The organism is Paucibacter sp. B2R-40, assembly GCF_025717555.1.
GTDB lineage: Bacteria > Pseudomonadota > Gammaproteobacteria > Burkholderiales > Burkholderiaceae_C > Paucibacter_A.
Genome location: NZ_JAJIRP010000001.1, coordinates 199,874 through 222,351 on the forward strand (window position 1 = coordinate 199,874; position 22,478 = coordinate 222,351).

General features: G+C 62.6%; 22 protein-coding genes. 13 read left to right on the forward strand and 9 right to left on the reverse strand.

Annotated elements, in window-relative coordinates:
- Window positions 1-90: 90 nt before the first annotated feature.
- On the reverse strand, window positions 91-1,326 hold the full coding sequence (locus tag LNV09_RS00840; RefSeq protein ID WP_263555173.1) for an MFS transporter: 1,236 nt from the start codon (window positions 1,324-1,326) through the stop codon (window positions 91-93).
- A gap of 42 nt (window positions 1,327-1,368) precedes the next feature.
- On the opposite strand from LNV09_RS00840, the gene LNV09_RS00845 reads away from it, so the two are divergent.
- Window positions 1,369-2,436 (forward strand): GlxA family transcriptional regulator, encoded by a 1,068-nt coding sequence (locus LNV09_RS00845; protein ID WP_263555174.1) that lies wholly within the window; start codon window positions 1,369-1,371, stop codon window positions 2,434-2,436.
- A 548-nt stretch (window positions 2,437-2,984) separates the two neighbouring features.
- Complete coding sequence (locus LNV09_RS00850) at window positions 2,985-3,857, forward strand: hypothetical protein (RefSeq protein ID WP_263555175.1); 873 nt, start codon at window positions 2,985-2,987, stop codon at window positions 3,855-3,857.
- Window positions 3,858-4,453: 596 nt separating this feature from the next.
- Here LNV09_RS00850 and LNV09_RS00855 read toward each other — a convergent pair.
- The gene (locus LNV09_RS00855) at window positions 4,454-5,155 is read right to left on the reverse strand and encodes an EF-hand domain-containing protein (RefSeq protein WP_263555176.1); all 702 of its coding nucleotides are present in this window, start codon (window positions 5,153-5,155) and stop codon (window positions 4,454-4,456) included.
- Between the two features lie 288 nt (window positions 5,156-5,443).
- Here LNV09_RS00855 and LNV09_RS00860 point away from each other — a divergent pair, with 288 nt between their 5' ends.
- From LNV09_RS00860 to LNV09_RS00880, 5 genes are read left to right on the forward strand one after another with little or no spacing between them, the layout of a single operon-like run.
- Window positions 5,444-5,881 carry a GFA family protein gene (locus LNV09_RS00860; protein ID WP_263555177.1) on the forward strand — a complete coding sequence of 146 codons (438 nt, stop codon included), beginning with the start codon at window positions 5,444-5,446 and terminating at the stop codon, window positions 5,879-5,881.
- Window positions 5,882-5,888: 7 nt separating this feature from the next.
- Complete coding sequence (locus tag LNV09_RS00865; protein ID WP_263555178.1) at window positions 5,889-6,593, forward strand: class I SAM-dependent methyltransferase; 705 nt, start codon at window positions 5,889-5,891, stop codon at window positions 6,591-6,593.
- Between the two features lie 48 nt (window positions 6,594-6,641).
- On the forward strand, window positions 6,642-8,798 hold the full coding sequence (locus LNV09_RS00870; protein WP_263555179.1) for a prolyl oligopeptidase family serine peptidase: 2,157 nt from the start codon (window positions 6,642-6,644) through the stop codon (window positions 8,796-8,798).
- Window positions 8,799-8,828: 30 nt separating this feature from the next.
- Window positions 8,829-10,229: a M16 family metallopeptidase gene (locus LNV09_RS00875; protein ID WP_263555180.1), complete on the forward strand. Its 1,401-nt coding sequence runs from the start codon at window positions 8,829-8,831 to the stop codon at window positions 10,227-10,229.
- Window positions 10,230-10,249: 20 nt separating this feature from the next.
- Window positions 10,250-11,668 carry a M16 family metallopeptidase gene (locus LNV09_RS00880; protein ID WP_263555181.1) on the forward strand — a complete coding sequence of 473 codons (1,419 nt, stop codon included), beginning with the start codon at window positions 10,250-10,252 and terminating at the stop codon, window positions 11,666-11,668.
- Between the two features lie 64 nt (window positions 11,669-11,732).
- On the opposite strand, the gene LNV09_RS00885 is transcribed toward LNV09_RS00880, so the two are convergent.
- Window positions 11,733-12,668 carry a DMT family transporter gene (locus LNV09_RS00885; protein ID WP_263555182.1) on the reverse strand — a complete coding sequence of 312 codons (936 nt, stop codon included), beginning with the start codon at window positions 12,666-12,668 and terminating at the stop codon, window positions 11,733-11,735.
- Between the two features lie 220 nt (window positions 12,669-12,888).
- On the opposite strand from LNV09_RS00885, the gene LNV09_RS00890 reads away from it, so the two are divergent.
- From LNV09_RS00890 to LNV09_RS00900, 3 genes are all read left to right on the forward strand, one after another.
- The gene (locus LNV09_RS00890; RefSeq protein ID WP_263555183.1) at window positions 12,889-13,422 is read left to right on the forward strand and encodes a GNAT family N-acetyltransferase; all 534 of its coding nucleotides are present in this window, start codon (window positions 12,889-12,891) and stop codon (window positions 13,420-13,422) included.
- Between the two features lie 16 nt (window positions 13,423-13,438).
- Complete coding sequence (locus LNV09_RS00895; RefSeq protein ID WP_263555184.1) at window positions 13,439-14,239, forward strand: helix-hairpin-helix domain-containing protein; 801 nt, start codon at window positions 13,439-13,441, stop codon at window positions 14,237-14,239.
- 102 nt (window positions 14,240-14,341) lie between these two features.
- Window positions 14,342-14,773 carry a hypothetical protein gene (locus LNV09_RS00900; protein WP_263555185.1) on the forward strand — a complete coding sequence of 144 codons (432 nt, stop codon included), beginning with the start codon at window positions 14,342-14,344 and terminating at the stop codon, window positions 14,771-14,773.
- On the opposite strand, the gene LNV09_RS00905 is transcribed toward LNV09_RS00900, so the two are convergent.
- From LNV09_RS00905 to LNV09_RS00920, 4 genes are all read right to left on the reverse strand, one after another.
- Window positions 14,770-15,522 carry a YoaK family protein gene (locus LNV09_RS00905; RefSeq protein ID WP_263555186.1) on the reverse strand — a complete coding sequence of 251 codons (753 nt, stop codon included), beginning with the start codon at window positions 15,520-15,522 and terminating at the stop codon, window positions 14,770-14,772. The genes LNV09_RS00900 and LNV09_RS00905 overlap by 4 nt on opposite strands.
- 54 nt (window positions 15,523-15,576) lie before the next feature.
- Window positions 15,577-16,272 (reverse strand): cation efflux transmembrane domain-containing protein, encoded by a 696-nt coding sequence (locus LNV09_RS00910; protein WP_263555187.1) that lies wholly within the window; start codon window positions 16,270-16,272, stop codon window positions 15,577-15,579.
- A gap of 76 nt (window positions 16,273-16,348) precedes the next feature.
- Window positions 16,349-16,981, reverse strand: a complete 633-nt coding sequence (locus LNV09_RS00915; protein WP_263555188.1) for a hypothetical protein — start codon at window positions 16,979-16,981, stop codon at window positions 16,349-16,351.
- Between the two features lie 33 nt (window positions 16,982-17,014).
- Entirely contained in the window at window positions 17,015-17,500 is a 486-nt protein-coding gene (locus LNV09_RS00920) for a MerR family transcriptional regulator (protein WP_263555189.1), read from the reverse strand.
- Between the two features lie 191 nt (window positions 17,501-17,691).
- On the opposite strand from LNV09_RS00920, the gene LNV09_RS00925 reads away from it, so the two are divergent.
- The 3 genes from LNV09_RS00925 to mnmE all read left to right on the forward strand — a co-directional run bounded on the left by LNV09_RS00925 (window position 17,692) and on the right by mnmE (window position 21,622).
- A complete protein-coding gene (locus LNV09_RS00925) occupies window positions 17,692-19,200 on the forward strand; it encodes a peptide MFS transporter (RefSeq protein WP_263555190.1) in 1,509 nt (502 codons plus the stop codon).
- Between the two features lie 132 nt (window positions 19,201-19,332).
- Complete coding sequence (locus tag LNV09_RS00930; protein ID WP_263555191.1) at window positions 19,333-19,971, forward strand: Crp/Fnr family transcriptional regulator; 639 nt, start codon at window positions 19,333-19,335, stop codon at window positions 19,969-19,971.
- 274 nt (window positions 19,972-20,245) lie between these two features.
- Complete coding sequence (mnmE, locus tag LNV09_RS00935; RefSeq protein ID WP_263555773.1) at window positions 20,246-21,622, forward strand: tRNA uridine-5-carboxymethylaminomethyl(34) synthesis GTPase MnmE; 1,377 nt, start codon at window positions 20,246-20,248, stop codon at window positions 21,620-21,622.
- 35 nt (window positions 21,623-21,657) lie between these two features.
- Here the strand turns inward: mnmE and LNV09_RS00940 are convergent, their stop codons facing one another.
- Window positions 21,658-21,891 (reverse strand): DUF2805 domain-containing protein, encoded by a 234-nt coding sequence (locus tag LNV09_RS00940; protein ID WP_263555192.1) that lies wholly within the window; start codon window positions 21,889-21,891, stop codon window positions 21,658-21,660.
- A gap of 33 nt (window positions 21,892-21,924) precedes the next feature.
- On the reverse strand, window positions 21,925-22,476 hold the full coding sequence (locus LNV09_RS00945; protein ID WP_263555193.1) for an adenine phosphoribosyltransferase: 552 nt from the start codon (window positions 22,474-22,476) through the stop codon (window positions 21,925-21,927).
- Window positions 22,477-22,478: the final 2 nt, after the last annotated feature.

The window sequence follows — 22,478 nt, forward strand, 5'->3', positions numbered from 1 at the left end:
CGCAGCTGAGTATGAGCGGGCGGGCGCCCGCGCTCCAGCGCTAACTTCATCTTTGAACGGTTCGCGATCAAAGAGCAATGCACCCAAGTTTCAGGCTTTGGCGACTTGCTGGACAGCAGTCTGATTGACCAGGCGGCGCTGCGCCGCTGCCCAAGACAAGGTGGCCGCTGCCGCCAAGCATTGCAGCGGCAGCACGCCCCATTGGACGGCGGGCCAACCCCAGCCGTTGAAGACCACACCTGCCAGCAAGGAGCCGCCGGCCGCCACAGCCGCCGTGATGAACTCATTGGCTGCTTGCACGCGGGCGCGGTCGGCCGGGATGTCATCGGCGAAGCTCTGGGTCAACAAGGTGCTGCCGCCGACGAACATGAAGTTCCAGGCCAAGCCATTGAGCATCAGCGCCAGGCCAAAGTGGAGCGGCGTTACTCCAGCCAGCGCGACCGCGCTGCCTAGGCCGAAAAGGGCGGCGCCAAGGCCAAGGATCGGCGTCACACCAAAGCGCGCTATCAAACGGCCGCTGAAAAAACCCGGCACATACATGGCCAGCAAATGCCACTGAATCACCGAGGCCGCGACGGTGACCGGCAGGCCGCAGCCGACCACCGCCAGCGGGCTGGACGTCATCACGAACATCATCATGCCGGCGGCCAAGGCGCTGTTTGCCGCGGCCACCAGGAAGGCCGGGCGGCGCAAGAGGCGACTCAGCGGCGTTGACGAAGCAGCGCCGCTCGCCCTCACCGCGGCGGTAGCTTCACCCAGGCCAGCCAGGCGGCTCAGCACCAGCGATCCCAACAAGGCCAGGCCCAGCAAGACCAGGTAAGAGCCGGCAAAACTATGGCGCGGCACCGCCTCGCGCGCCCAGGCAGCCAGCGTCGGGCCGACCAGCGCGGCCAGCACGCCGCCGCTGATCACCCAGGCTATCGCGCGCGCCTTGTACTCGGGCGGTGCCGCCTCATTGGCGGCAAAGCGGTAGTACTGGGCGCTGGCGGCGAACAGGCCCAAGGCGAGATTGGCGAGGCAAAAGAGCAAGAAGTCGTTGCGCACAATCGCCCAGGCTGCCAGGGCACCGCCGAGCGCGCCGCTCATGCTGCCCAACATGAAGACGAGGCGGCGGCCCCAGCGCAGCATCAGCATGGAGACCGGAATCGTGCTCAAGGCCGTGGCCACGGTGACCAGCGCATAGGGCAGGGTGGCCAGCGCGCGGCTCGGCGCCAGCATCGCGCCGACCAGGCCGGTGAGCGTCAGGCCGATCGCCGAGGCGCAGACGAACAGCGCCTGGCTGAGCACCAGCAGGCGGACGGTGTGGAGGGGGCTTTGATGATTCATATTGCATAGCTTATGCTTGAGCATCATGTCCGTATCGACACAATGACCGCAAAAACTGCCACCCCTGCCAATTCTGCCAAACCACTTGCGCCGGCCGAGGCGCGCCGCACCATCGTGATCGTCGCCTATGAAGGCTGTCAGTCGCTTGATGTCACCGGCCCCTGGGAGGTGTTCAGCAAGGCCAATGGCTTTTGCAAAGCCATTGGCCGGGTGCTGCCGTATCGATTGTTGCTGGCCTCGCCCAAGGGCGGGCCGGTGACCAGCAACTCGGGTCTGCAGCTGGGGCCGACGACGGCGCTGTCCGCCTTGCGCGGCGAGATCGACACGGTCCTGGTGGTTGGTGGCAATGATGCGGTGCTGGAGCAGCCGGGTTCGGTGCCGCACTTAATTCCATGGCTGCAGCGCCGCGCGCCCCAGGTGCGCCGCATGGGCAGCGTTTGCACCGGCGCTTTCGCGCTTGCAGCGGCAGGACTGTTCGATGGCCGGCGTGTCACCACGCATTGGCAATACTGCGGGCGCTTGGCCGCCATGTTTCCAGCGGTCTTGCTGGAGCCGGATGCGATCTTTGTCGCCGACCCGCCGCTCTACAGCTCGGCCGGCATCACCGCCGCGATTGATTTGTCGCTGGCCCTGGTGGAGGCCGATCTGGGACAGGCGCTAGCGCTACAGGTGGCGCGCGATCTGGTGCTGTACTTGCGCCGGCCCGGCGGGCAATCGCAATACTCGGCGGGGCTGCAGGCGCAGACACAGGCGAGCAGCAAGTCGGGCAAGGTGGGACAACGCTTGGGAGGGCTATTGAGCTGGATGGCTGAGCATCCGGCGGAGGGCCTCAGCATTGCTGCGCTGGCACTTCGGGTGCATATGAGCGAGCGCCATTTCGCGCGACTGTTTTTGAGCGAGACCGGGCAGACGCCGGCGCGCTTTGTCGAAGCGCTACGGCTAGACCGTGCAAAGTCGCATCTGGAACAGACGAGTTGGCCTTTGGCGCGGGTGGCGCAGCGGGCCGGCTTTGGCTCGGTGGACAGCTTGCAGCGGAGTTTGAAGCGGCATAACGGGATTACGCCGGAGGAGTATCGGGGGAGGTTTTCGGGGGTGGGGGGTGGGGGCTAGATCGCGGGTGTGCGCTTGGGCGTTGACTGTCAGGGGCTGACGCTTAGGCTGATCGGCTTCTCTTAAATTGCTTTACCCGCACGATGCCGGGTATTCGCCCCGGCGGGCGACCTACTTCTCTTGTCTCGCCAAGAGAAGTAGGCCAGAGAAGGCGACCCTGCCGCATGGCCCTGCGGGTCCGCTCAGATGCTCAAATTTGCCGGGCCGCGCCCAACTCACTGCGCTACGCTCCGCTCAGACAGGGGGCGCGAAGTTAGATCTTGAAGTCGCTTCGCGACGCCCACCAAATTCTGCGCTCCTCGCCCATGCAGAAGGGGGACTCCGAAGACCTCGGCTCGCTGCGCATCGCCTCGAATGGTGCTGGGCTGCGCGCATGCACCTCTCTCGTCAAAGCCTTGAGCGTGTGTCTATCCGCTTAGAATGAATGTAAGCACTATGGCCGAGGCCGCCTTTTTCCTGCTGACAGAATAAGCGTCTGAAGGCCGGTGGGCTTTTAGATTTGGGGCCTGACCCCGAATTCTCTTTTTTGTGTCGATTCAACTTCCAAAATGCTCGGCAATCCCACCCTAATCAAGCTGTCCGAAATGGTCTGCGGCAACTCGCCGTTCGACTACTTCCCGTATCGAAGCTCAAGCTATCTCACTAGCTTCTTCATCGATCTGGACCTTGACTACGTGCACGACGGCTCGACCCGCGGTGCTTGGGTAACGTCGGTACTCAAGGAGCTGAATGCCAAGCAGCCAGTAGCGACAGGCATGCCTTCGCGAGAGATGATCGCCGTCATAGAACGGCTTCTTCACCCAGATCATTTCCTCTTTGATCCGAAATTTGATCGCCCAAAAGCTATGGAAGCTGTAAAGGCTTGTTTAAAGTCTTCAGGCCTTAGCCTAGCTGAATTGCCGAATGGCCTTGTTAAGGTATGCGCGCTCAATGGCGAGTTCATCTCGACAGCGTACGAAACACCACCTACCGAACGGGTTCTGACTTTCAAGCCAGAGATATTCAAAGTTCCAGAGAAGCCTCAGAACCCGAAGCTCGTCTCGGTCATGATGCCATTCAGCCCTGCGTTTAAAGGCACATACGAATCCATAAAGCGAGTCACCGACTACATGTCTCTGGAGTGCCTACGTGCCGATGACATTTGGGACAACTCCACTTTCATGCAAGACATCTTCAATCTGATTTTTTGCGCCAAGGTTGTGGTGGTGGACTTCACAGGCAGAAATCCAAACGTCATGTATGAAACGGGCATCGCCCATACACTTGGAAAAACTGTGATTCCCATCACCCAATCCATAGGTGATATCCCTTCTGATTTGGGGCATCACCGAGCGCTCAAGTACCTTCCGAACGAGCAAGGCTACCGCGATCTCTCAAATGATCTTTACAAGCGACTAAAAGTCGTTATGAGTGTCGCGTAATACGTACCGGCAGGGGATTGAACAAAGGCCGGGGTCACACCAAGGTCGGGGTCTCAAATCTAGAGTCCTGTCCAGCCCTTCGACGCTACTTTTCACTCAAGGCTAACGGCAACTCGGGGTCAGCCGAGGGTCAGGTCTCAAACTTAACAGCAAGACCTGACCCTAAACGTATAGGCTTGTCCGATGTGCGTCGTGCAACGCGCACCCATCAAGGCGACGCGCAGCGAGCCGTGTTCTCTGGAGTGCCCCTTCTGCATGGGCGAGGAGCGGAGAATTTGCCGGGCGTCGCGCAGCGACTTTAAGAACTGACTTCGCGCCCCTTGTCTGAACGCAGCGTAGCGCAGTGAGTTGGGCGCGGCCCGGCAAATTTGAGCATCCGAGCGGACCCGAAGGGCCATGCGGCAGGGTCGCCTTCTCTTGCCCACTTCTCTTGGCGAGACAAGAGAAGTGGGTCGGCCGCCGGGACGAACTCCCGGCATCGTGCGGCAACACCAAATCAACCGAAGCGGATCGGCAATAGGCGCTTGACTCCCGTCGATGCCAATGCCATGGCCAGGACCTCGATGCGCACGCTCGGCTATCCCTAGCCCTTTCCTTCACTCGATGCTCGCCACTTCTTGATACCGCTGCAGCGCCAGATCGCTCGCCGCCCGAACAGCCGACGCGGCCGTTGCGGTCTTCACATTTTGCGTAGCCTCAGCAGCAGCTTGCTTCGGATGCTGAACCGCATAGGCCTGCCGCTCGGGCTCGGTGACCTTGCCGTCGCGGTTGGCATCTTCTTTTTCGTAGTTGGTCGATGCACTGCTCGAGCTGCCGGCCGCGCTCGCACCGCCGGCCTTTGCTCCCCCACCGCCAGCGCCACCGGCCGCGCCTGGCGGCGGCCCAGCAGGGCGGCCAGCACCCTTGCTGCGGCCTGCAGCAGCGCCGACGCCTTTGTCGCCGTCGCCGTCGCCGTCTGCATCAGCACCAGCACGCCGACCGCCAGCCGGCCCTTGCGCCAGCGCTTGCTTGAACTCGGCCTGACTCAGTTGGCCATTGCCGTCCGCATCGGCCTTGCCGAGCTCCTGCTCGATGTCTTGCTTGAGCTTTGAAGCAGCAGAAGAGTCGGCAGCGTCAGCCTTGCGCGCACCTTCGGGCGAGATCTTCACCAAGTAGGCGGCCGCGTCAGACGCTGTCACGGAGCCCTTGCCTTCGCTGTCAATTTGTTTGAACACGTCCTCGGCCTTGGGAGGAAGGCGCGGCGGCGCTGCAGCGCGGGCATTGGCGGAAACGGCAATCGAGCTAATGCTTGCATTCATGACGGTGGTCCTTTGCTATCGAACATCAAAGAGCTGGTGGCCTGTCTGTCGACTCTTTCATGTTGAATCGAATCGAAACCACCTTCTGAACTAGTTTTCGACCTGACACCGCTTGAACTTGTCCATCTTTACCTTGCACAACAAAAAGCCCCGAGGAAACCCGCGATTGGCACTGTTTTGGGGCAATTGGCGCCCCGTGTCTTTCGTCATATCGGTTCTTGCTTGCCAGAATGCGGCAGCCCGAGCACAGCGCGCTTTTCAGCCATAGCCACACACCACCTCGCCCACATGACCGCCACCGAAACCTCAGACTTGCTCGCAAGCTGCTATTGCGGCGCCGTCGGTCTGCATTGCGAGGCAAATCCAAAAAGCGTCATCCACTGCCATTGCCAGCAATGCCGGCGGCTCAGTGGCGCTGCGTTCACGACTTGGTTAAGCCTACCGCGCGAGGCAACAGTTGTATCGGGCAGAACGAATCTGCAGCAATTCGCACCCAGCGAAAACGGCTTGCGGCACTTCTGCATGCGCTGCGGCACCCATGTCTTCACAGAGGACCGACGGTTCCCCGACATCTTGGGCGTGCCGGCCGGGATTCTCAGCAGCGCACTGACAGCCCAGCCAAGCAGCCACTACTTCGTCAGCAACAAAGCCACTTGGCACGCTTGTCATGACGACTTGCCAAAATTTGGCGGCCTGTCCGGCTTTGAACGCATCGATCTTGCCTAGGCCCAAGATGACAAGCCTCGACTTCAACCCCACCAATCCACGCCGCTCCGACCGGCAGGGCGACTGGTGGGATGGCTTCTATGCGGACAGGTCAAAAGCGGTGCCGTTTTTCGGCCCGGCGCCGGATGAATGCCTGGTCGAATGGGTCAGCCAAGAAGGGGCACATATCAAGCGCGGGGCGGCCTTGGATCTGGGTTGCGGGAATGGCAGAAACGCGATCTTTCTGGCCCGCGCTGGATTCGCGGTCGAAGGGGTCGACTACTCGCAAGAGGCCCTCAAATGGGCGGCGCAGCGGGCGGCCGAGGCCGGCGTGGCCGTGAGCCTGCACCACAGCTCGGTCTTTGACTTGAGCATCCCAGCCGCGAGCTACGAGTTGGTTTACGACTCCGGCTGCTTTCATCATCTGGCGCCGCATCAGCGCGAACTTTATGTCCAGTTGGTCTGGGCGGCCCTGAAGCCGGGCGGCTGCTTTGGCCTGGTGTGCTTTAGGCCCGAAGGCGGCAGCGGCCTGAGCGACGAGCAGGTGCTCGAGAGCAAGACGCTGGGCGGCGGGTTGGGCTATAGCGAGGCTGCTTTGCGGGCGATTTGGGGCCCATCCTTCAGAATCCGCAGCTTGCGCCAAATGCGGTCGCAAGCCTGCGACAGCGGCTTGTTTGGCCAATCCTTTCTGTGGGTCATGCTGGCGCAAAAGCCGATCAGCGCCACGGCTTAGACAATCAAAAAGACAGATAGACAGTTAGAACTACCCACGAGGACGACGATGACGATGAAAAAGAACGCAATGGCCCACAAGGCCTTGACCCTGGCCGTTTTGACATTTTTGGCGCTGAACCAGGCCCGCGCACAAAGCGCCCCGACTTATCCAGTCACCGCCAAAGTCGAGCAAACCGATTCCTATCACGGCACCTCGGTGGCCGACCCCTACCGCTGGCTGGAAGACGACAACAGCGAGCAAACCAAGGCCTGGGTCAAGTCGCAAAACCTGGTCACCGACGCCTATCTGGCCGCGATGCCGCAGCGCCTGCCGGTGCGCAAGCTCTATACCGATCTCTACAACTTTGAAAAATTCGGCATCCCCTTCAAGGAAGGCGGCCGCTATTTCTGGACCCGCAACAACGGCCTGCAACAGCAGGCGGTGCTCTACACCGCCAAGTCGCCGAGCGACAAGCCTGAAATTGCACTCGACCCGAATACGCTGAGCAAGGACGGCACCGCCGCTTTGGGTGGTTATGCCGCCTCGCGCGACGGCAAGTTGTTGGCCTACGGCGTGGCCGCTGCCGGCTCCGACTGGCAGACCTGGAAGGTGCGCGACCTGACGACCGGCCGCGATCTGGCCGACAAGCTGGACTGGGTGAAGTTCTCGGGTGCTGCCTGGACGCCCGACGGCAAGGGCTTTTTCTACTCCCGCTACGAAGAGCCGGCCGAAGGCGCGTCACTGACCGGCGCCAACTATTTCCAGAAGCTGTTCTATCACCGCCTCGGCACGCCCCAGTCCGAAGATCAGCTGGTCGCCAGCAACCCCAGCGAGAAGGAATGGGGCTTCGGCGCCGAGGTCTCGGACGACGGCAAGGCCGTCTTCATCACGGTCTGGAAGGGCGGCGAGAAGAATGGCCTGATGCTGCTGCCCTTGAGCAAGGGCGAGTTTGTCGGCGGTGAGCCCAAGCCGATCAGCCTGGCCTTTGACGCCCAATATGTGCCGGTGGCCTTGAACGGCAACACCTTGATCGTCAAGACCGACAAGGACGCACCGCGCGGCCGCTTGGTCGCCATCGACTTGAATGCCTCGCGCAAGCAACCTTGGAAGACGCTGGTGGCCGAGAGCGAAGATGCGATGACGGGGGCATCGGCCGTCGGCGGGCGCCTGCTCTTGAGCTATCTGCGTGACGCGTCCACGGTGGTGCGCATCCATGACATGCAGGGCCGAGCCAAAGGCGAAGTCAAGCTGCCCGGCGTCGGCACCGCCAGCGGCTTTGCCGGACGCACCTCCGACAAGGAAACCTTCTTCAGCTACACCAGCCTGACAACGCCGACCGAGACCTATCGCTTCGACGTAGCCGCCAACAAGGCCACGCTGTTCAAGCGCCCGCAGACCGCCTTTGACGCCGAGCAGTTCGAGACCCAGCGCGCCTTTGTCACCAGCAAGGACGGCAGCAAGGTACCCATCTTCATTGCCCACAAAAAGGGCTTGGTGCTGGACGGCAACAACCCGACCCTGCTCTATGGCTACGGCGGCTTCAATGTCCCGATGACGCCGAGTTACGGCATCACGGCCGCCACTTGGATGAAGATGGGCGGCGTCTATGTGCTGGCCGCCATCCGCGGCGGCGGCGAGTACGGCTCGGCCTGGCATGAGGCCGGTACCAAACTGAAGAAGCAAAACGTGTTCGACGACTTCATCGCCGCCGGCGAATGGCTTGTCGCCAACAAGTACACCAACCCCAGCAAACTGGCCATCAACGGCGGCTCCAACGGCGGCTTGCTGGTCGGCGCGGTGGTCAATCAGCGGCCTGATCTGTTCGGCGCAGCGGTGCCACAGGTCGGCGTGATGGACATGTTGCGCTACCAGAAGTTCACCATCGGCTGGGCCTGGGAGCCGGACTATGGCTCCAGCGACAAGGCGGATGAGTTCAAGGCGCTGCTGGCCTACTCGCCGCTGCACACGGTCAAGGCGGGGGCCAAGTACCCGGCGATTCTGGTCACCACCGGCGACCATGACGACCGCGTCGTGCCGGCGCACAGCTTCAAGTACACGGCGGCGCTGCAGGCAGCGGACACCGGTGCTGCGCCAAAGCTGATCCGCATCGAGACGCAGGCCGGCCACGGCGCCGGCAAACCGACCTCCAAGATCATCGAGGAGCGCGCGGATATGCTGTCTTTCATCGCCAACACCTTCAAAATGCCCGTCACGCAACCTTGATTGCCAAGGCCAACCCTGAGAGAAAAGCCCATGTATAAAAAGCATTCATTCAGCCTCCTGTTCGCCGGCCTGGCGCTGTCGTTCTCGGCGCTGGCTGCCCAAACGAATGACAGCTGGCAGGTGCCGGTCCACAGCAAGCAGCTGCCTAACGGCCTGACCGTGCTGGTCTCGCCCGACCACAGCTCGCCGACGGTCGGCGTCAGTGTGGTCTACAAGGTCGGCATGCGCCTCGAACCCAAAGACCGCACCGGCTTCGCCCATCTGTTCGAGCACCTGATGTTCCAGGGCACGCCGACCGCGCCCAAGGGCGTGTTCGACAAGGTCATCACCGGCGGCGGCGGCAATAACAATGGCTCGACCCGCGCCGACTTCACCAACTACATCGAGACCGCGCCGGCCTCGGCGCTGGAGTCCATCCTATGGCTCGAGGCCGACCGCATGAAGACGCTGGACTTCAACGCCGCGACGCTGAAGAACCAGCAAGATGTGGTGAAGGAAGAGATCCGGGTCAATGTGCAGAACCAGCCCTATGGCGGCTTTATGTGGATCGACATCGGCGGCCTGGCCTTCGAGAAATGGGAAAACAATCACGACGGCTACGGCAGCTTCAAGGACCTGGAAAACGCCAGCCTGGATGATGTGCGCGCCTTCCACCGCGACTATTACGGCCCGAACAACGCGGTGCTGGCGATCTCGGGCGACATCACGCCGGCCAAGGGTTTTGCGCTGGCCCAGCAGTATTTCGGCGCGATTCCGAAACGCGCGACCCCGGCACCAAGCGACTTCCGCGAAGGCCTGAACACCGCCGAGAAGCGACTGCAGCAAAGCGACAAGCTGGCGCAGGTGCCGGCGATTGCAGCGGCCTGGAAGATGCCCGCGCGCGGCAGCAAGGATCAGCCGGCTTTTGCCGTGCTGGGCGAGTTGCTGGCCGGCGGCGACGCCTCGCGCTTCTACCAGGGCCTGATCAAGGGCCGCGAGTTGGCCCTCAATGTCGACTCGCTCTACGGCCTGACCAGCGTGTGGGAATACGACGGCCCGACCATCTTCACCGTGTTTGCGCTCTACAAGCCGACCACCAACGCCGACGCCGTGCTGGCGGCGATGGACGAAGAAATCGCCAAGGTTGTCAAAGACGGTGTTGACGACGCGACGCTGAAACGCATCAAGACCCGCTTGCTGGCCGACTGGTACAACGGCCTGGAGAGCTTTTTGAGCCGCGCCGACACTTTGGCCAAGCTGCAAACGCTGTGGGGCGACGCCAATGTCGTCAACCAGATTCCGGGCTGGATCGAGGCCGTCACTTCGGCCGATGTGCAGCGCGTGGCCAAGACTTATCTGACCGTCGCCAACCGCTCGGTGATTGACCGCAAGCCGGTGGCGATGTTGACGCCACCTGCCGAGGCAGCTTCAGCAGCCACTGCCAAGCCTTGAACAAGAGGGAAACAAGCATCATGAAAAACCATTTTCTTTTGAACAAGATCGTGTTGGCTGCCATGCTGGCCACGCCTGTGATCGCCATCGCTGCCGAGGCCGTCAAGATGCCGGCCGAGCTGCCCAAGTACGGCCAGGACAAAGCGATCCAGGTGCCGCAGATCAGCAAGAAGACGCTGGCCAATGGGCTCGAAGTCTGGGTCTTGCCGCGCCAGGGTCTGCCGCGCGTTGACTATGTGCTGGCCCTGCGCGGCGCCGGCTTCGGCGCCGATGCGGCCGCCACGCCCGGCCAGGCCAAGCTGCTGGCAGGCTTGCTTAACGAAGGCACGGCCCAGCGCGATTCACGCGCGATCGCCGAGGTCGCCCAAGGCATGGGCGGCGGTGTGGCGGCCGCGCCTGCTAACGACGGGCTAACGCTGACCGCCTACGCGCTCACCTCACACGCCGAAGGCATGATGAAGCTGCTGGCCGAAGTAGCGCGCAGCCCGTCCTTCCCCGAGGGCGAGGTGGCGCTGGCCAAGGCCAACGCGCTGCAAGCGCTCAAGGTCGCCAGCGCGCAGCCGGGCTTTCGGGCCAGCAAGGCCATGAACCAGGCGATCTATGGCGATCACCCCTATGGCCGCAGCCAGGAGACGGCCGAGTCGATCGAGGCCACGACAGCCGAAGTCTTGCGCGCCGAACACGGCAAACGCTTCCGCCCGGACCGCGCGCTGCTGGTCATCACCGGCCGCATCGAGGCGGCCGAGGCGATGAAGCTGGCGCAGGCCGCTTTTGGTGACTGGAAGGCGCAAGGCCCGGCACCGGCCGAGATTGCCGCCGCCCCCTTGAGCGCCAAGCCGCAGCACATCTTGTTGGAGCGACCCGAGAGCGTGCAATCGACCGTGCGCCTGGGCCGCCCCGGCGCGCCCGCCAGCGGCGCCGACCAGGTGCCGCTGCGTCTGACCAGCACCATTCTGGGCAGTGGTTTTTCCAGCCGCATCAACCAGAATCTGCGCGAAGAAAAGGGCTACACCTATGGCGCCAACGCCGGGGCGCGTTCTTACCGCGTCGGTGGCGCCATCTCGGGCGGCGCCGATGTGCGCAATGAAGTGACCGGCGCCTCGCTGCAGGAGTTCGTCAATGAGTACCGGCGCATTGGTACCGAGCTGGTGCCAGCGGCCGAGCTGGAGATGAGCAAGCGCTATGTGGCCGGCAGCTATCTGCTGACGACCCAGCTGCAAGGCGCGGTGGCGCAGACCTTGGCCAACAACTGGCTGATCGGCTTGCCGGCCGAATACCTTGGGCAATATGTGCCGCTGATCCAGAAAGTTACGGCCGAGCAGGTGCGCGCAATCGGCAAGACTTATTTCTCACCCGAGACGCAGTCGCTGGTGGTGGTGGGCGACAAGGCGGTGGCCGAGCAGCTGAAGGCGTTTGGGGAGTTCAAGAGCAGCAAGTGAAACTTGCGTCGAGTCAAACGCGCTGACTCGACCTTGCCGGTCCGGCACTGTGCATGGGCCTTCCTCAAGCGCTGGGCGGCGTCACCGCAGCACGCCTGCCCAGCCCCCAAATGCTCAGCAAGAGCAAGGCCCCACCGAACCATTGCCAAGCGCCCAGCTGCTCACCGAGCAAGAGCGCGGCCAGCAGCACGGCGGTCAGCGGCTCGATCAAGGTGGCGACGGTCAAGGCTGTAGCGCTCAGCCTTGCCGCACCCCAACTGAAGGCCAACAAGGCCAGTGCGGCGGTCACCACGCCGAGGTAGAGGAACCAGGCCTGCGGCGGCACGCCGGTCGGCCAGTGCAGCGGCCGATACAGCGTCGACAGGCCCATCACCAGGGCGGCCACCAGCGTCAGACAGGTGGCCGCCTGGCCGGCGCCGAGCTCGGCGGACAGCCGCCCGCTGATCAGCGTGAAACCGGCATAAAGCAAGGCCGAGGCGACAGCAAAGCCAATGCCGATGACGAGATCGCGCTGATCCCCGCCCGCCGGCCCGCTGTCATGTCTGGCGACGATCAAGACAGTACCGATCAGCGCCGCCGACAGCACCAGCACCAGCGGCGCATCCAAGCGCTCCTGGCCCCGCACAAGCGCGACGATGGTGACCAGCACCGGCGGCAGGCACAGCGCGATCAAGGTCGGAATTGAAGCCCCGATGCGCTCTATGCCGAGAAACCAGCACAAGACATAGCCGGCCATCGCGGTCCCGGCGACCAGCACGGTAGGCAATAGCGGCCGCAGCTTGGCACCGTCGATGCGGCGGCCGAAGACCGCCAGCAGCACGGCTGCGCCGACCACAAAACGCCAGAACGAGATGTTCTCCGGCCTGAAACCGTATTTGGCGATCAAGACATTGACGACCAAGGCGCCGGTGCCCCAAAGGAAGCCTGCCGAGCAGGCGGCCGCGAGTGCCAGGCCGGCCTGCGAGGGCGTGTTGATCGTTGGGCTGGATGAGTTGAGCATGGGCTTGTTGTCGGCGGAAGTAGCGCTTCGATTGTCAGGCACGCAAGCCATTTGCCCGTTTGGGGGCAGCCCTGTCTGCATACAATCAACCTGGTTGAGCTAACGATGAGAGTCACCTGATGGCCTGCTTACCTTTGGGTGTGACGACGTTCGGTGCCGCCTACTTTGCCATGCTGCCAATTTGCTTTCGGCTGGCCACCGCTGCGACTTGCGACGCGGTATGAGAACCCTCCGCACTACTCTGTGCACGCTGGAGCCCCAAGTCGCGGCGCATGCGATGGAGATGTTCAGCGTCCTCAGCGACGCCGCCATCTACGAGTTCGAGAATGCCCCGCCACCGTCCGCGCAATGGCTTGCCGAGCGCTATGCCAGGCTTGAGCGGCGCGCTTCAGAGGACGGACAGCAAGCTTGGCTGAATTGGGTGCTGCGCCTGCCTAAGGGTGAACTTGCCGGCTACGTCCAGGCGACGGTGCTGCCCTCTGACAATGCCTTGATCGCTTATGAACTCAACAGCCGCTTTTGGCGCCAAGGCATAGGTCGCTGTGCGGTCACCGCCGTCATGGATGAATTGGCGCTGAATTACCGGGTCAGTCTGTTTGCGGCGGTTTTGAAAAGCGCAAACTGTCGATCACGGGCGCTGCTGATCAGCCTCGGGTTTGAGCCGGCGAGTCCTGAGCAGGTGATTGAATTTGAGGCCGAGCCCGACGAGTTGGTCATGGTCAATAGCCGCAAAAATCAGCGAAGCCCTGAATGAATAGGAGCAGGCCAGCATGAATCCAAGCAAGGTTGAAAGAAGCCGCGTGTTTCGCCTGACCGATCTGCCCAATATCGGCAAGGCCGGCGCGGCGGATTTGGAATTGCTCGGCGTGCAAGCCCCTGAACAGTTGATCGGCAAATGCCCGTTTGAAATGTATGAGGCGCTTTGCACGGTGACCGGTGTGCGGCACGACCCTTGCGTGATCGATGTGTTCATGTCCGTCACGCGCTTCATGGCCGGCGATGCGGCACGGCCCTGGTGGGACTACACGCAGGTACGCAAGCAAAGACTTCAGGCGCAGGGCCATGAGGTTGAAGGCATGGGCATGAGTACGGACAAGGGCACTGATACCGAAGCACAAATTGCTGATTTTCTGGCCTTGTATACGCCCGCCATCGAAGCGCAAGCCAAGGACGCACGCGGCCGTTTACGAGCCTTTTTTGAGCACGGCTATGAGTTGGTGTTCAACAACTACAACGCGCTGGTATTCGGCATCAGCGCCACCGAAAGCGCCTCCGCTGCCTTCATCTCAATCGCCGTCTATCCAAAATGGCTCACGCTATTTTTCTTGAATGGCGCGAGCCTGACTGATCCAGATGCTTTGCTCGAAGGGCAAGGCAAGCAAATCCGCAGCGTGCGCCTCGCGAGTCCAGCGCAAATCAATGAGCCCGCCATCGAAGCGCTGATTGCACAGGCCACACTCGCCTACCAGACCCAGCTAGCGAGCGCGCCGCCGCTGACGACCATCATCAAGACCATGCTGGCTCAGCACAAACCGCGACGGCCAAGCGAGGCAAAAAAGTCGCTCGGTTAAATAGTTATGTCAGGGCCACGCGCCATGAATTTCGATCCGATTCTCGATCTGAGTCGTGAGCGGCGCCCGCCAAGCCGGCACTAGAAGCAGGGGAGCATTGACATGATGTTTGCCATCAAGGCCGAACTGCAGGACCCCAGCGCCCCGCTGTTCGTATTCACGCAGCAAAAAACCATGTACGGCGGCAAGCGCATCGCCAAGGGCGACCGCATCTTTGTCTTCGCGAGCAAAAACAAGGGCGAGATGGAGGCCGAAAGCGGTGTAGGTCTGGTCGCACACGGTGTCGTCAGCATGGCCGTCGCTTCGCCAAGGCTTGCCAATGTCGCCCGCCAAACGCCGCGCGTCAGCATCAATGTCCAGCCCAGCGCTTGGGCACAGCGGCACTTGGGGCGCAGCGATTTAAGGCCCTTCAGCAACTGGCATGATGGCCGGCCCGAGACCGAGCTGAACTTCAAGTTCTATCGCCAGGCGACCGACAAGATTGTTGGCATCTCGGACCCTACCGGCGCTTGGCTGCTGGAGTTTTTTGACTAAACCTTGAGGCGCAGCCGCCAATCCAGCAACAGCGCGGGCGCCGCAATCACGATCAGCAGCAGCGCTAGCGGAATCGTGGCCGAGAAGCCAAAGTGCTTGAAGGCCAAGGCGCCGGCCAGCCCGCCGATGAAAAACAAGCCGAGTATCACGACGTGGATCATCAGCTTGTCGCGGTTGGCGCGGACCGTGTGGATCAGATTGCCCTGCTGAGCGCGGTTCCAATAGATCAAGCGCCCCAGTTCCAGCCCCAGATCGGTGATCACGCCGGTCATATGGGTGGTGCGAATTTCGGTATTAGAGATTTTCGTCACGGTCGCGTTTTGCAAGCCCATGATGAAGCACAGCAAAAGCACGGCGGTAGGAATCAGCAAATGCTCCAGCGAGCGCAGATTGGCGCCCACCAAACCAAACAAGAGCAGCAAACCGGCTTCCAGCAACAGCGCCAGCGCATATTTGCTCTGCATCTGCCGGCGATGCGCCCAGTTGATCAAAATGGCCGTGCAAGCCGCCCCGGCGATAAAGGACAACAAGGCCGCAAAGCCGGCCAAGGCAAGGGCAAAGCCGCCGGTGGCCAGGTCATCGGCGATGGAGGACACGATGCCGGTCATGTGCGAGGTGTAGCGATGCACCGCCAAGAAGCCGCCCGCATTGATCGCCCCGGCCACGAAGGCCAGCATGCCACCGAGCTGACGGTTAGCCAACAGGGTTCGATCTTGCCCGGTCAAGCGCTGCAAAAATTGGATGGCCATGGGCCAACATCATGCCACTCGCTCAAGCGCGGACTTGTCTACTTGCTCAAGCACTCAGTGGCCGTGGCCTTCATGGCCATGTTGATGCTGTTGCGGGTGCTGATGTGGGGGCTGACGGTGCCCAGGCGCAGACTGCCGCAACTCGCGCAGCGCCAAACCCAGCACCTGCCAGCCGCCGCGCAGGGCCAGCGTCGCCATGATGGACGCCACCAGCAAATCGGGCCAGGCGCTGCCGGTGCCAAACACGCCTAGAGCGGCGGCCATCACGGCGAGGTTGCCGATTGCGTCATTGCGGGTACACAGCCAGACGCTGCGCATATTCGAGTCACCATCGCGAAAGGCATAGAGCAGCCAGGCCACCCCCAGATTGGCCGCCAGCGCCAGCAGGCCGACCATCCCCATGGTGGGGGCGTCAGGCGTTAGGCCATGGCTGAGGTTCCAGACCGCTTTGGCCAGCACGAAGCCGCCAAAAGCCATCATGCTGACAGCTTTCAAGATTGCGGCACGCGCCCGCCAAGCCAGCGCAGCCGACAGCACCGCCAAAGTGACACCATAGTTCAGCGCATCAGCGCCGAAGTCGACCGCGTCGGCAATCAGCGCCAACGAGCCGCTCGTCCCTCCTGCCGCCAATTCAACAAAAAACATCGCCGCATTGACGGCCAAGGCGATCCACAGCACGCGGCGGTAGCGCGGCAAATTGGTGATGGTGGACGCGGCCGGCGCGTCGTGATTGCAGCAATGAGCGGACATGGCGGAAGCTTTCCAAGAGTCAATGACGGCATTGGAAAGCCTGGAGTTACACCAGAGTCAAGCGCGCCCCCGTCGATCAGCGCCCGGAGGCAGGCATCGCCGGCCTGGGCGATGGGTTCAGCAGCCGTTGGTCCTGGCGGCGTTGCGCCTCGCGCTGCGCCCGCTCTTGTTCACGCACACTGCTGATGCGATCGCCTTCGCTGGGGTCAGCGGCGCTGTGCATGTCTTCGGCGCGCCGGCGCGCATCTTGTGCGCCACTCAGGTTGCTTTGCGCGGCCTGGGCTTGGCGGCTGATCTCCCAGTCGGCGGCGATGTAGCGGCCCTGGCCTTTGCGGCATTGGCGCGCGCGGCGCACCTCGTCTTGCATGAAAGCCTTGGCCTCTGGGCTCAGGCTGATCGAACCTGCGCGGGTTTCCATCGCACTGATTTCAAGTTCGCCGGGGCAGACATTGGCGGGCGGGCGGGCATCCGCGAGCGCGGCGGCCGTCGCGCCACTGGCGGCTGGCGCCGCTGGCCGCTTGACGGCGGCATCCACCACATTGCCCTGCAAGCTGCGCGCCGGCAGAGCCTCGCCCGCGGCCTGGCAGGGGCGGTCCGAGTATTTGATCTGCTCGCCGACCTGGCATTTCCAGACCTCGCCGGCCATGGCATGGCTCGCGATCAGCGCCGCCGCCACGGCCGCCGTCAAGAACAGACAGGCTTTGAACATGGCTTGAACTCCTGAAACTCTTGTCAACTTTGGCTAACGCTTCAAAGAATGGCTTTGTTGACGCGCCGGACTTGCCGCCGCGCCTTCGCCATGGCAGGCGCAAGCCTCGCCATGCGCCGCAGCCACCAACTCCTCCAGAATGCCGCAACCCTGCCCGCCATGCAGTTCATGTTGGCCGTCGCAGCGGCTCTTGAGCGCCACCAACTGCTGCTCCAAGGCTCGCATGCTGGCCAGGCGAGCGCGCACCCGGCCGAGTTGCGCGTCAACCAAGGCATCAACCCCGCTGAGCAGCTTTGCGTCCCGGCTGTTCAGGCTGGCCAGCAACAAGCCGATGTCGGCCAGCGACATGTCCAGCGCCCGGCCATGGCGAATGAAAGCCAGCCGCTCCAGATGCGCTTGCGCGTAGTCACGGTAGCCGTTGTCGCTGCGCGCCGGGCCCGGCAGCAAGCCGCTTTTTTCGTAAAACCGGATGGTTTCAATGTCAACGCCGGTGGCACGGCTCAGGGCTCCGATTCGCATGATCAAGTGACCTCCAGCGCTGAGCATAGCTCAATCCATGAAGTAACTACAGGGAATTGCTCTGCTTTGCCTGCAAAGACTGGGGTTATGCCTGCCCAAGGAGCGGCCTCGCAGCGGTGACAATGCGCGCTCGCCGTGCGGCCATAAGCCGAGCGCTGAGCGACTAGCTTTCTTCTCTTTGGGTCAATCACATGACAGCCACAACCATTCCGAACTCGCCGGCTCAAACAGCCGATACGAGCCTCACCACCAGCACGCGCCAACCGGCCGGGCTCAAGGTCATCTTCTTCACCGAGATGTGGGAGCGCTTCAGCTACTACGGCATGCGCGCCTTGCTGGTGCTGTATCTCGTCAATGCGCTCGGTTACGACCGCCAGAATGCGCTCGCCCTGTATGGCCTGTACACCGGTCTGGTCTACCTGACGCCAATGATTGGCGGCGCCTTGGCGGACAAGTACCTGGGCAAACGCCGCGCGGCCGTGATCGGCGCTGCGGTGATGATGTTGGGTCACTTTGCGATGGCGTTTGAGCCGCTGCTGCATCTGGCGCTGGGCCTGTTGATCGTCGGCAACGGCTTTTTCAAGGCCAACACGACCTCGATGGTCGGTGATTTGTACAACGGCGAGAGCGACCCTCGCCGCGCCGGCGGTTATTCCATCTTCTACATGGGCATCAACCTGGGCGCTTTCCTGGCGCCGGTGGTGGCCGGCACCTTGGGTGAGAAGCTCGGCTGGCATTTCGGCTTCGGCGCCGCCGGCGTCGGCATGGCGCTGGGCTTGGTGCAACTGCTGTGGGGCCAACGCCTGCTCGGCCGCGCCGGCTTGATGCCGCATCAAGAAGCGATTGGTGCCCGCGATATCGGCCTGATCCTGAGCTGGACCGGTGCCAGTGTGGCGCTGGTTTACGGGGTTATCAATGCCTGGGCCTTTGTCGGGCCCTGGCATGCCGCCTTGGCCGCACCGGTGCGCGTGCTCTTGAATGTCGGCGTGATCGCCGCGATCTTGTGGGTCATCGCCCGCCCCAGCAAAGACGTCAAGTACGAACCGCTGACCCGCGCCGACTTGGGCCGTGTGCTGGGCATCATCATCGTGATGTTCTTCGTGATTGCCTTCTGGACCGGCTTTGAGCAGGCCGGCGGCACCATGACGCTGTTTGCCGACAAACAGACCGAGCGTGAAATGTTCGGCTTCACCGTGCCGGCCTCACTGTTCCAGTCGATCAACCCGCTGATCATTGTGTTGATGGCCCCGGTGTTTGCGCTGATCTGGACCCGCTTGGACCAAAGCCGCTTCGCCTTGCCAGACACCGCCAAGCAAGCCCTTGGCATGATCGTGCTGGGCTTGGGCTTCCTGGTGATGGCGCAGGCGCAAAACCTGGCCGACCTGAACGGCAAGGTCGGCGCCCAATGGCTGGCCATCGTCTATGTGATCCACACCATTGGCGAGCTGATGCTGTCACCGGTTGGGCTGGCGATGGTCTCGCGCATCGCGCCGGCCCGCCTGGCCGCGATGTTGATGGGCGTGTGGTTCCTGTCTTCGGCCGCGGCCAATTACCTGGCCGGCACCTTGGAGCACATGCTGGAAGGTTCGGGCCTGCCGCTGTATCCCTTCCTGGCCTCGATGGCGATTGGCGCCGGCATTGTGCTGCTGCTGATCACCCCGCTGCTGAGCCGCTTGATGGGGCTGCGCAAGAGCGCCTGAGTCGGATCGACATAGGCCTCAAATTAGGCCGCCACGCCAGGGTCAGCAGACCCGGCCTGGCGGCCTTTTTTTATGGTGAGCAGGGTCGCAAGTCGAGTTTTAACCCGCCAACTTGCGGCGACAATCCACGTTATGGAATCAACAGCCTCCGTCAGCGATTTGGACTTTTCAACCCTGCCGCAGAGCCTGCGGCTGCTGGCGGCTCGCGGCTTGGCCCGCAGCTATAGCCGCGGCACCGTGCTGATCGAAGAAGGCTCGCAGGGCGACTGCCTGTATCTGGTGCTGTCGGGCAGCCTGCGGGTCTATGGCTGCGATGTGCGCGGCCGGGAAGTAACCTATGGTATCTACGGTACCGGCGAGTACGTCGGTGAGATGAGTTTGGACGGTGGCCTGCGCTCTGCCAGCGTCATCACCGAGGAGGCCTCGCGCTGCGTGATGCTGACGCGCGCCAGCCTCTTGGCCCATATCGCCAATCATCCGGAGTTCGCGTTCGAGCTCTTGACCAAGGTCATTCGGCGCGCCCGCGCCGCCACGCTGTCCACCAAGCAACTGGCCCTGAATGATGTCTACGGGCGCCTGCGCGCCTTGTTGGAGAACTCCTCGGTCGCTGGCGACGAAATATTGCTAACGCATCAAGCGATGGCACATCGCCTGGGCTGCTCGCGCGAGATGGTCTCCAAGCTGGTCAAAGACCTGGAGCAAGGCGGCTATCTGACGCGCATCGCCAATGGCCGCTACCAGCGCCTGCGCGCGCTGCCGATCCGCTGGTGAGCATTGCATCGGAATAGGCGAGAAATAAATCACATCGCCGCAACAGTCCCCCCATCTGGGGGGCTATTGTTTTCCAGCGCAAAGGACTCAAATCAAGCCATGCGGGGCAGAGCTTCTCAACCGGTATTTTTGTCATCGGGATGCGAACTGGGCCAGTGGCCAAGACTCACGCGAGTGCTTGACCCAGCCTCCCCCGCGCCATTTTCTGTTGATCGCCACGCATCGGCTTATCGACGCCGATTCTGAGCAAAGCAGCATCGGCGAGAATCGCCGCATGCTGTCCCAACGCCAAGCCCCTATCGCCGCCATCGCCACCGCGCCGGGGCGCGGCGCCGTCGGTATCGTGCGTGTCTCCTCTGCGCAGGACCTGGCCCCGCTGATAAACGCCATCTGCGCGCGCAGCCTGCGGGCACGTGAAGCGAGCTATCTGCCTTTCCTCGACGGCCAAGGTCTTGCCATCGACCAAGGCCTGGCGCTCTTGTTCCCCGCACCTCACTCTTACACCGGCGAACATGTGCTGGAGTTGCAAGCGCATGGTGGGCCGGTGGTGCTGCAACTGCTGCTGGCGCGCTGCATCGAGGCCGGCCAGGCCTTGGGTATCCGGCTGGCCGAGCCGGGGGAGTTCACCCAGCGTGCCTTTCTGAACGGCAAGCTCGATCTGGCCCAAGCCGAGGCGGTCAGTGACCTGATCGACGCCAGCACGGAAGCGGCGGCGCGCAGCGCCGGCCGCGCCTTGGCCGGCGCGCTGTCCAAAGAAGTCGGTGAACTGCGCGACGCGCTGATCAAGCTGCGCATGCTGGTCGAGGCGACGCTGGACTTCCCCGAGGAAGAGATCGACTTTTTGCAACAAGCCGATGCGATGGGCCGTTTGGCCCGGCTGCAAGAGCGGCTGGCGGCCGTGCTTGACCGGACGCAACAGGGCGCACTGCTGCGCGAAGGCATCAAGGTCGTGCTGGCGGGCCAGCCCAATGTGGGCAAAAGCTCGCTCTTGAACGCGCTGGCCGGTGCCGAGCTGGCCATCGTCACGGCCGTGCCCGGCACGACGCGCGACAAGGTCAGCCAGACGATTCAGATCGAAGGCGTGCCGCTGCACATCAGCGACACCGCCGGCCTGCGTGACACCGACGACGAAGTCGAGCGCATTGGCGTGGCGCGCAGCTGGGAGGCCATCGAAGACGCCGATGTGCTGCTCTTTATGCATGACCTGACGCGGGTCGGCCAAGCAGCTTACGAGGCCGAAGACAAGCTGATCGCGGCCCGCTTGGCGAATGTGCCAGCCGAGCGCATCCTGCAGGTCTTCAACAAGACCGATGCGGCTCAAGTCGCCGGCTTGCCGGACGGCGCCCTGCTGCTATCGACCAAGTCCGGTGTCGGCCTGGCCGAGTTGCGTCAAAAGCTGCTGCAGCAAGTTGGCTGGCATGCCACGACCGAAGGCCTGTTCATTGCCCGCGAGCGCCATGTGCAAGCACTCAAGCGCACGCGCGAGCATTTGGACTTGGCACTCGGCGTTGCGCGGCAAGTACCACCGGCCTTGGACCTGCTCGCCGAAGAACTGCGCCTGTCGCACGACGCACTCGGCGAGATCACCGGCAACTTCTCCGCCGACGACTTGCTGGGCGAAATTTTCAGCAAGTTCTGTATAGGCAAATAACGATTAGGTGCTGGACCTGCGCAGCAGCTCCGACCTCAACGCCCGTGCGGAAAGGTCGACTTGACGGTCGGCTTCTTGACGCCCTTGCCCTGGGCGACCCAGAGTTTGTAGGCGGTCGAGGTCAGCTCGCGCTTCATCAATTGCAAGAGCTCGCCCTCGCTGATGGCATGCTCTTGCAGCACCTTGTTGTAAGGCGGCTTGTCCTCAAACGCGGTGGCAATCACGCGCTTGATTTGATCGGGGCTGAGACGGGGGATTGGTTTGGCCATAGCCGCTATTGTCGGTCAGTCGGCCAGCGCTCTTCAAGCACCGTCGAACTCAAGCAGCGTGAACAATGCCAGGCCTTCACCCTTCAGCTTGGCCGAGCCGCCCAGTTCGGGCAGGTCAACAATGGCGCCGCATTCGATCAGCTCGGCGCCCAAACGCTGCAGCAGGCGCGCGCCGGCCAGCATGGTGCCGCCGGTGGCGACCAGATCATCGATCAGCACGATGCGCTCGCCCGCCTTGACGGCATCGGCGTGGATCTCCACCGTGGCGCTGCCGTACTCCAGCTCATAACTCTCCGCCACCGTGGTGAAGGGCAGCTTGCCTTTCTTGCGGATCGGGATGAAACCGACGCCCAGCTCGTAGGCCAAGACCGAGCCAATGATGAAGCCGCGGGCATCCAGGCCGGCGATGGCGGTCGGCCGCTGCTCAAAATAGCGATGCACAAACTGGTCGATCAGGACCCGAAACACGCGCGGGTTCGACAGCAAGGGCGTAATGTCACGGAATTGGACGCCGGGCGCCGGCCAGTCGGGCACGGTGCGGATATGGCTGCGGATGTAGTCGGCGGGGCTGAGGATGTTGGACATGT

Coding starts and splice junctions, on each gene's coding strand:
- LNV09_RS00920 (WP_263555189.1), bottom strand. CDS start 17,500: ATGCGAATCGGAGCCCTGAGCCGTGCCACCGGCGTTGACATTGAAACC.
- LNV09_RS00845 (WP_263555174.1), top strand. CDS start 1,369: ATGACCGCAAAAACTGCCACCCCTGCCAATTCTGCCAAACCACTTGCG.
- LNV09_RS00930 (WP_263555191.1), top strand. CDS start 19,333: ATGGAATCAACAGCCTCCGTCAGCGATTTGGACTTTTCAACCCTGCCG.
- LNV09_RS00885 (WP_263555182.1), bottom strand. CDS start 12,668: ATGCTCAACTCATCCAGCCCAACGATCAACACGCCCTCGCAGGCCGGC.
- LNV09_RS00865 (WP_263555178.1), top strand. CDS start 5,889: ATGACAAGCCTCGACTTCAACCCCACCAATCCACGCCGCTCCGACCGG.
- LNV09_RS00895 (WP_263555184.1), top strand. CDS start 13,439: ATGAATCCAAGCAAGGTTGAAAGAAGCCGCGTGTTTCGCCTGACCGAT.
- LNV09_RS00855 (WP_263555176.1), bottom strand. CDS start 5,155: ATGAATGCAAGCATTAGCTCGATTGCCGTTTCCGCCAATGCCCGCGCT.
- LNV09_RS00860 (WP_263555177.1), top strand. CDS start 5,444: ATGACCGCCACCGAAACCTCAGACTTGCTCGCAAGCTGCTATTGCGGC.
- LNV09_RS00910 (WP_263555187.1), bottom strand. CDS start 16,272: ATGTCCGCTCATTGCTGCAATCACGACGCGCCGGCCGCGTCCACCATC.
- LNV09_RS00915 (WP_263555188.1), bottom strand. CDS start 16,981: ATGTTCAAAGCCTGTCTGTTCTTGACGGCGGCCGTGGCGGCGGCGCTG.
- LNV09_RS00945 (WP_263555193.1), bottom strand. CDS start 22,476: ATGTCCAACATCCTCAGCCCCGCCGACTACATCCGCAGCCATATCCGC.
- LNV09_RS00900 (WP_263555185.1), top strand. CDS start 14,342: ATGATGTTTGCCATCAAGGCCGAACTGCAGGACCCCAGCGCCCCGCTG.
- LNV09_RS00905 (WP_263555186.1), bottom strand. CDS start 15,522: ATGGCCATCCAATTTTTGCAGCGCTTGACCGGGCAAGATCGAACCCTG.
- LNV09_RS00870 (WP_263555179.1), top strand. CDS start 6,642: ATGACGATGAAAAAGAACGCAATGGCCCACAAGGCCTTGACCCTGGCC.
- LNV09_RS00925 (WP_263555190.1), top strand. CDS start 17,692: ATGACAGCCACAACCATTCCGAACTCGCCGGCTCAAACAGCCGATACG.
- LNV09_RS00880 (WP_263555181.1), top strand. CDS start 10,250: ATGAAAAACCATTTTCTTTTGAACAAGATCGTGTTGGCTGCCATGCTG.
- LNV09_RS00850 (WP_263555175.1), top strand. CDS start 2,985: ATGCTCGGCAATCCCACCCTAATCAAGCTGTCCGAAATGGTCTGCGGC.
- LNV09_RS00840 (WP_263555173.1), bottom strand. CDS start 1,326: ATGAATCATCAAAGCCCCCTCCACACCGTCCGCCTGCTGGTGCTCAGC.
- LNV09_RS00940 (WP_263555192.1), bottom strand. CDS start 21,891: ATGGCCAAACCAATCCCCCGTCTCAGCCCCGATCAAATCAAGCGCGTG.
- LNV09_RS00875 (WP_263555180.1), top strand. CDS start 8,829: ATGTATAAAAAGCATTCATTCAGCCTCCTGTTCGCCGGCCTGGCGCTG.
- LNV09_RS00890 (WP_263555183.1), top strand. CDS start 12,889: ATGAGAACCCTCCGCACTACTCTGTGCACGCTGGAGCCCCAAGTCGCG.
- mnmE (WP_263555773.1), top strand. CDS start 20,246: ATGCTGTCCCAACGCCAAGCCCCTATCGCCGCCATCGCCACCGCGCCG.